At 37.4% G+C, this 7,793-nt stretch carries 7 protein-coding genes; 4 read left to right on the top strand and 3 right to left on the bottom strand.

Annotation, left to right across the window (positions count from 1 at the left end):
* Positions 1–552 precede the first annotated feature (552 nt).
* Positions 553–1,266, bottom strand: coding sequence for a DUF4294 domain-containing protein (locus tag FLP08_RS14990; RefSeq protein WP_162431100.1), 714 nt, complete (start codon positions 1,264–1,266; stop codon positions 553–555).
* Between the two features lie 114 nt (positions 1,267–1,380).
* Between FLP08_RS14990 and FLP08_RS14985 the strand changes: the two genes are divergently transcribed.
* Together FLP08_RS14985 and FLP08_RS14980 are read left to right on the top strand one after the other, a co-directional pair.
* Positions 1,381–2,469 (top strand): M42 family metallopeptidase, encoded by a 1,089-nt coding sequence (locus FLP08_RS14985; protein ID WP_156277933.1) that lies wholly within the window; start codon positions 1,381–1,383, stop codon positions 2,467–2,469.
* 125 nt (positions 2,470–2,594) lie between these two features.
* Positions 2,595–3,671, top strand: a complete 1,077-nt coding sequence (locus FLP08_RS14980) for a DNA topoisomerase IB (protein WP_156277931.1) — start codon at positions 2,595–2,597, stop codon at positions 3,669–3,671.
* 47 nt (positions 3,672–3,718) lie between these two features.
* Here the strand turns inward: FLP08_RS14980 and FLP08_RS14975 are convergent, their stop codons facing one another.
* Both FLP08_RS14975 and FLP08_RS14970 read right to left on the bottom strand, forming a co-directional pair.
* Positions 3,719–4,402: a hypothetical protein gene (locus FLP08_RS14975; protein ID WP_156277929.1), complete on the bottom strand. Its 684-nt coding sequence runs from the start codon at positions 4,400–4,402 to the stop codon at positions 3,719–3,721.
* A gap of 25 nt (positions 4,403–4,427) precedes the next feature.
* Positions 4,428–5,075 carry a hypothetical protein gene (locus FLP08_RS14970; protein WP_156277927.1) on the bottom strand — a complete coding sequence of 216 codons (648 nt, stop codon included), beginning with the start codon at positions 5,073–5,075 and terminating at the stop codon, positions 4,428–4,430.
* Positions 5,076–5,170: 95 nt separating this feature from the next.
* On the opposite strand from FLP08_RS14970, the gene FLP08_RS14965 reads away from it, so the two are divergent.
* Together FLP08_RS14965 and FLP08_RS14960 are read left to right on the top strand one after the other, a co-directional pair.
* Positions 5,171–7,096: a DUF294 nucleotidyltransferase-like domain-containing protein gene (locus FLP08_RS14965; RefSeq protein ID WP_162431098.1), complete on the top strand. Its 1,926-nt coding sequence runs from the start codon at positions 5,171–5,173 to the stop codon at positions 7,094–7,096.
* On the top strand, positions 7,093–7,767 hold the full coding sequence (locus FLP08_RS14960) for a 3'-5' exonuclease (protein ID WP_156277925.1): 675 nt from the start codon (positions 7,093–7,095) through the stop codon (positions 7,765–7,767). Before FLP08_RS14965 ends, FLP08_RS14960 begins: the two co-directional genes overlap by 4 nt.
* Positions 7,768–7,793: the final 26 nt, after the last annotated feature.

The following is a 7,793-nucleotide window of genomic DNA, read 5'->3' as shown; positions in this document are numbered from 1 at the left end:
GTTACTGTGAACGCTTGCTCTGTCTCAAAGCGGGTGCAAATATACAACGCTTTTTCTTTACCAACCAAAACTTTTTAATAAAATTTTTAGTTTCTTTTTAAAAGCTTCAAACTCAGTTTGATCACCCTCAAATCTTTTAAAGAACTTCGCTTCGTTTCCAAAGCGGGTGCAAATATAAAACGACTTTCCTTCTCCAACCAAATAAAATTCAAAAAAATTTTATTTAATTTTTAATGCCGCATTTGCCTCGCAAGCCTTATCAGCAGTACTTTCAGTGAACTTCTCGCCTCCCCTCGAAAGCGGCTGCAAACATACGACGACTTTTCCTTTCCAACCAAATAAAATTTGAAAAAATTTTATTTGGTTTTTAAAGCCTTCATCGCCCCGTATTCCCTATCAGTACTCGTGTCAGTGAACTTTCGCCTTGCTCTCAAAGCGGCTGCAAATATACACCAACTTCTTTCTTCCCGCCAAACAAAATCACAGGTTTTTTTTGGATAAATTTAAGAAGCTCTTATAAAAGTCTGATCTTCAGAAATACAATCAGGAAATTTAACTGCTCTTTTTAGAGGTAATAGAATTATTCCATTTATCACTAAGGTCGAGATATTCAAAATCCAGGGCAGATTCCTGTCTTTCTAATATATTATCCCGAAAGGATCTTTGTAGAATATCCTCTATTAAGAAATCTTCCTGGTTAGATTCAGGATGATATTCCTCCTTTAAAGATATATCGAACATGCTGGCCGTGGTGTTATACCAGAACGCCCTCCACCCACTCTTAAGGTCTTTCACCAAATCGAAAGTGGTCACCCCTGTTTGTCGATGGATTAGCTTGACCAGGATCTGGCCTTCGGTGCGGGTAAGTTTTTTTAGTTCTGCCGAAAACTCATCCTCTATATAATTCTGAACGATCTTGGTATATTTCTTCCTGGCCGGTTTAGATTTAATCTGATCCAGACGGGAATTGAGATCTACGAGCCTTTCAGAAGCCAGTTTGGCATAAGGATAAACCTTTCGTGTTTTTCTACGCAGGATTAAATAACGTTTTCTGTCCTTATTATTATTGAATTTCAACTTCCGCAGTAGAACCACTTCTTCAAGATCTATGGCTTCCCGGGGAATTGAATCTCCTTCGATGATCATATATTGCTTCACAATAGTATCGCTTTCAATGCTATCCTTGGGAAAAGGCCGGTTAGACTTTTGCCCAAATGCATTGAAACCAATTAAGACTATTAATATGGAAAAATACCTAATCACTATATATACTTTTCGTTCTTTACTGAACTGATTTGAACCAAAATCATTCCAAAATTAATCAATCGCGAGTTGTCACCAATCTAAAACTTTTTAAATTCGTGAAAATAATTTTGAGCAATGAAGAAAAGCGAGATACTAGACAAAAAATCGATGGAGTTCCTGGAGAACTACCTTAATAATGCTGCGCCAACAGGTTACGAAGCCGAGGGCCAAAAGTTATGGATGGAATACCTTAAACCTTATGTAGATGAATTCATCACCGATACCTACGGAACGGCCGTTGGAGTGATAAATCCCGAAGCTGAATATAAGGTGGTCATAGAAGGACATGCGGACGAGATTTCCTGGTACGTGAATTATATTTCAGACGAAGGTCTTATATATGTAGTGCGTAATGGTGGAAGTGATCACCAGATCGCTGCCTCGAAAAGGGTAAATATTCACACTAAGAACGGAATCGTAAAAGGTGTTTTTGGATGGCCAGCCATTCATACAAGAGACAAGGAAAAAGAACAATCTCCTAAAATGGACAACATTTGCATAGATGTAGGTTGTACTAATAAGGAGGAAGTTGAAAAACTTGGTGTTCACGTAGGTTGTGTGATCACCTATCCAGATGAATTCTTTGTCCTTAATGAAAACAAATTCGTTTGCCGTGCCCTGGATAACCGAATTGGTGGATTTATGATTGCCCAGGTAGCCAAGCTTTTAAAGGAAAATGGCAAAAAGCTTCCCTTTGGTTTATATATTACAAATTCAGTTCAGGAAGAAATCGGGCTTAGAGGAGCTGAAATGATCACGCACAGAATTCAGCCAAATGTTGCTATAGTGACCGATGTTACTCACGACACCACTACCCCAATGATCGAAAAGAAGACCAACGGTCTGAATAAGATCGGTGATGGGCCGGTGATCTCTTATGCTCCTGCTGTTCAGAACAAACTTAGAGAATTGATCATCGATACTGCCGAAGAGAAGAAAATCCCATTCCAGCGCCATGCTTCTTCAAGGTTTACCGGAACAGATACCGATGCTTTCGCTTACAGCAATGGAGGTGTACCTTCTGCCCTGATATCTCTTCCTTTAAGATATATGCATACCACCGTTGAAATGGTACATAAAGATGATGTGGAGAATGTGATCAACCTTATCTATGAATCCTTATTAAAGATCAAGGCCGGAGACAGCTTCAGCTATTTCGAATAGATTAACGACTCTTAATAAAGTTATAAACTCCCTTTAATCAGGGAGTTTTTTATTTTCATTAGCTCAAGTTTCACACTTCTTTAAATATCCCCGAAAAGATTTCAGCCTATATTTAAATAAAAAATATGACGCTGTCGCCTGATGATGTTGAAACTGTAATGAACGATCCCCACGAAGCGGTAAAACTTGCCAATTTGAGATATGTTTCTGAACAGCATTTATCCATACATAGAAAAAAGGTAGGTCGTGGCTTTGCTTATTATAAGAAAGAAGAGAAAATTTCAGACTCTAAAACCATAGAGCGTATCAAAAGCCTGGTAATTCCTCCAGCCTGGAAAAATGTAAGGATTACCCATCTTCCTAACGGGCACCTGCAGGTAGTTGGCCGGGATGAAAAAGAACGTAAACAATATATGTATCACCCCACCTGGTCCAAGATCAGGAATCAGACCAAATTCTTTAAAATGTCCAGCTTCGGAAAAATGCTTCCGAAGATAAGGAAACAGGTAGAAGCTGACCTTAATTTAGAAGGAATGCCTAAAAGAAAGGTTTTAGCGCTCGTGATAAGACTTATGGAGGAAACTCATATAAGGGTCGGGAACCACTATTATGCTAAAAATAATAAGACTTATGGTTTATCTACCTTCAGAACAAAGCATGTAAAAACCTTTGAAAATGGTCTCAGATTCGAATTTATTGGAAAAAAGGGAAAGGAACATTCTATTACCGTTGAAGACAAGGAACTGGTAGAACTAATCAACCAATGCGAAGAGATCCCGGGATGGGAACTGTTCAAATTCTATAATGAGAATGGGGAAAAACAAACCATAGACAGCGGGATGATCAATGAATACATACATGACATAAGTGGAGATATTTATTCTGCCAAGGACTTTAGGACCTGGTCTGCCACCAAGATCTTTTTTGAAACTGTTTATGAATTAGGTTATGTGGAAGATGAAAAAGAAAACAAAAAAAATATTCTTTCTGGATTTGATGCTGCCGCAGAAGGTTTAGGGAACACAAGATCTGTCTGCCGAAGCTATTACGTACATCCTAAAGTAATAGAAACCTATGAAAACGGGGAAATAGTGCCTTATTTTAAAAAGGTTAAGGAAGAGGTGAAGCCAAATTATATTGAACTTTCTGAAACCGAAAAGGCCATTCATAAATTAATTAAGGATTATGAAATCAAAATATGATATCATAATCCTTAATTAATTACCTCGCATAAACGAAATTTGATCTTTTAGGAATTGAGAATTTCCAACAGCCTAATCAGATCATTTTCATTCTTTATTTTATTGGAATCTAAATAATCATCAACTTCTCTATGGTTTAATACGTTTCGAATATTATTCTTTTTAAGCTTTACCTCCTTCACCTTACCATCTAAATCCATTATATAATAATGCTTCTCTTGAACGAGCTCCGCCTTTTTAGGTTTCTCATATCCTGTTACGGCGAGTTTCGCAGGAATTATATCTACCTTATGCACACCTAATAATTTAAGGTTGTCGTTTATATAAATCTCTTCGAAATATCCTGATATTTTTTTTCCTTTTTCATTTTGATATTCTCCATAAATAAATTTACTTCCTCCAATCACGTATGCAATATCTTTTCTTTTAGGTAAAAATCGATATTTAGAAGTATTTCCAATCCTTATTTGGATTCTATCATATAAAATGTCATATCTGAGTCTTGCATTCTCTTCCTTTAGAGTTTCAGTATTAATGATTTTTCCATTCTTAAAATCATCTGAGTGATATGGTGAACCTTTAGCATAGAAGGTACGTAATTGCCCCTCAGGGATGTTTTTAACCACTCCATAATTGGAAACCACATATAATTGATTATTGGAAGTAATGTTCTGACCATAGGTTAGACTTCCAAATAAAATGATTAGCAGAAAAAAATTTCTCAGTACCATATGTGTATATTAAAAATAAAACTGATTATTGATTTTGGTAATATTCCAGCACCCTTCGAACATCCTTTACTTCTTCGATCTTTGTTTTAGATATATAATCTAAAACTTCAGAATTCCCCTGGAACATTTGTTTAAGATCTTTCTTTCCAATCTTAATCTTGGTCAACTTATTATTATCAATGATGTAGTAATTATAGTCAACAAATAGACTAAGGGATTTATTCCTTTCAAAGTTTTTAGATAACTCGGTCATTCTTAAACCAGGTTTAGCTATAAGTTTTAATTCATCTTTAGAAAAATATTGCAGATAATACCCTGGCTCTAAGTTTTCATCATTATCTTTCCAGTCATAATAGGTTAATTTATAATCTGGAAATTCATAAATAATATTTTCCAACTTTGGGAGAATTCTAGGCTGCATGGTTTCATTCAGTTTAAATTCCACTACATCATCAAAAGCGTTATATCTTAACAGAGCAGGCTGCCTAGAGTTTTTCTTTAGATCTATAATCTTACCTTCTATGAAATTTTCTGTGATATAAATATTTCCTTGTACCTTTATATCTGGTTTCGTATCTGTGTTGACATAACTGTAATGCTCCAATCCGTGATCAACATAACTAAGGGTATAAACCTGGGACCTGATTTCGCTAGCAGAAAGAAATATAAACATGACTGCTAGAGTTTTTATAAATTTCATAATTCTAAATTTTTTAAAAAATACCATTTTTTTTCAACCCTTACCGTTAACGAAATTATAATTGAGAAGTGAAAAACTCTGTAGCTGTTCGAATAGCCGATTTTCTTAGTCATTTTCCACCATTCTCCCTCCTGGATCAGGACCAGTTAGAACTTATTGCTGGCGAAGTGAAAGTCATGTATTTTGAACAGGGAAAAATGATCTTTGCCAAGGATGAAAAAGTGCATGACTATTTCTATATCGTACAAAAAGGAGCTGTAGACCTTCAAAAAATGGGCGAGAACGAGGATCCGGAGACCATCGATAAATGTGATGAGGGCGACGTTTTTGGCCTGCGCCCCTTATTCGCTAAAGAAAATTACCAGCTAAATGCCATCGCCGATGAGGAAAGCGTTGTCTATGCTATTCCGTTGGAGATCTTTAAGCCTTATGCCATAAGCAATCCTAACGTGGGTAATTTTCTGATGGAAAGTTTTGCCTCGAACGCCCGGAATCCATATTCCGAAGAATACCGGGGTAAGTTGATCGCAGATGAAGAGGATATAAGCTTAAACAAAAAGGAAGCCCTATTCGAACTACAACCTATTCCTATCATTAAAAAAATGGTGACCGTAGCGCCTAATACTTGTATTCAGAAAGCGGCTACTTTGATGAGTAAGAAAAGAGTTGGATCGGTAATCGTTGTGGAAGATAAGAAACCTGTTGGTATTGTGACCGACGTGGATATAAGAGAACTGGTTGCCACAGGAAGGGTGCCCATAAGCGGAATGATTAGTGAGGTGATGAACTCGCCGGTGATCTGTTACTCTAAAGGCCTTACCATTGCCCAGGCGCAATTAACCATGATGAAGCACAATATCAACCATATTTGCATCACCAAGGATGGCACCCCTAATACCAAGGTTAAAGGAATTGTTTCTGAACATGATATTATCGTTTCCCAGGGAAACAATCCAGCCGTTTTAATGAAGGCCATCAACCGGGCTGGCAGCACCAAGAAGCTGAAAAAGATCAGGAATAAAATAAATATTCTTTTAAATGGGTATTTAAGGAGCAATATTCCACTGTCGCATATTTCGAATATAGTTTTTGAACTGAACGATGCAACTATTAAAAGGACCATACAAAGATGTATCGAGAAAATTGATCAACCAACCCCGGTAAAATTTGCCTGGATGTCCCTTGGGAGCCAGGGAAGAAAAGAGCAATTGCTGAATACCGATCAGGATAATGCCTTAGTTTTCGAAGATGTGCCTGAAGAAAAACTGGAGGAAACCCGTGCTTATTTTTTGAAACTGGCCACCAAGGTCACCAAAAGACTCAATATTATTGGATACGAATTCTGTCCCGCAGAAATGATGGCCAGAAATCCTAAATATTGCCTTTCCCTTTCTGAATGGAAGGAGCAGTTTTCTGATTGGGTAACCACCTCGGGGAATGATGAGATCCTGCTTTGCCAGATATTTTTTGATTTCGACATTTCCTATGGAGATGTAAGGCTCACTAATTCTTTGTCTGATCATATTTTCGATATTCTTAAAGGCAACCGGAATTTTCTGAACCGCCTGGCGGCACAGGCTTTAAGGAATCCTTCGCCTTTAGGTTTTTTCAGGCAATTTCTTGTTGAACAGGACGGAGAGAAAAAAGATCTTTTCGATATTAAAAAACGAGGCATTATGCCGCTTACTGATGCCGCTCGATTGCTTATCCTGGAACACCGGGTCAAAAATATCAGTAATACTTCAGAAAGATTTGAAAAGCTGGCTCAACTTGAACCAAATAATAAGGAGATCTACCAGGCTTGTGCTTACTCATCTAGAGCGCTGATCAAATTCAGGACAAAACAGGGTTTAAAACATAAAGACAACGGGAGGTTTATTAACCTGGAGGATCTAAGTAAAGAAGACAAGATCAAATTAAAGCGTTGCTTTAAGACCATAAAAGAAATTCAGGAATTAATAAAAGTAAGGTTTGAAGCTACCTATTATTTATGATCGGGAAATGGTTTAAAAAGAAGAAGGTTCACGATGACCTCCCCTATTTCTGGCAAAATTATGCCAGTAGTTTTGAGGAGAAACTGCCGGAAAAGATCTCGGAGGTAAGGTTTGTGGTTTTCGATACAGAAACTACCGGTTTCGATTTTGAAGAAGATCGCATTTTAAGTATTGGGGCGGTTAGGATCGAGAACAAAAGCATTGAGATCAGTGACAGTTTCGAGGTCTTCCTGGACCAGGACAGGTTCAATCCCGACACGGTGAAAATCCATGGTATTATTCAGAATGAAAAATTTGAAAAAATCTCGGAACTAGGGGCTTTAAAAAAATTCCTGAACTATATCCAGAATTCGGTCCTGGTGGCTCATCATGCGGGCTTTGATATCAAGATGATCAATAAAGCCCTTTCACGGAATGGACTACCGAAATTAAAAAACAAAGTCTTGGACACGGCCGTGCTTTACAGGAAAACGCGGATTATTACCAATTTCATAGACCGGGATAAGGTCTATTCTCTTGATGAGATCGCTGAAGCATATAACATCGACTTAATAGACCGGCATACCGCTTCTGGAGATGCCTATATTACTGCATTAGTCTTTATGAAATTATTGAGCAGGCTAAAAGGCCATGGTCCCAATTTAAAAGATCTGCTAAAAATAAGGAAATAAAAAACCCTCTTTTCAGAGGGTTTTAG

This window comes from Christiangramia aestuarii (genome assembly GCF_009735585.1).
In the GTDB taxonomy this organism is placed as follows: Bacteria; Bacteroidota; Bacteroidia; order Flavobacteriales; family Flavobacteriaceae; genus Christiangramia; species Christiangramia aestuarii.
This window is presented reverse-complemented; position numbering and strand designations above follow the sequence as displayed.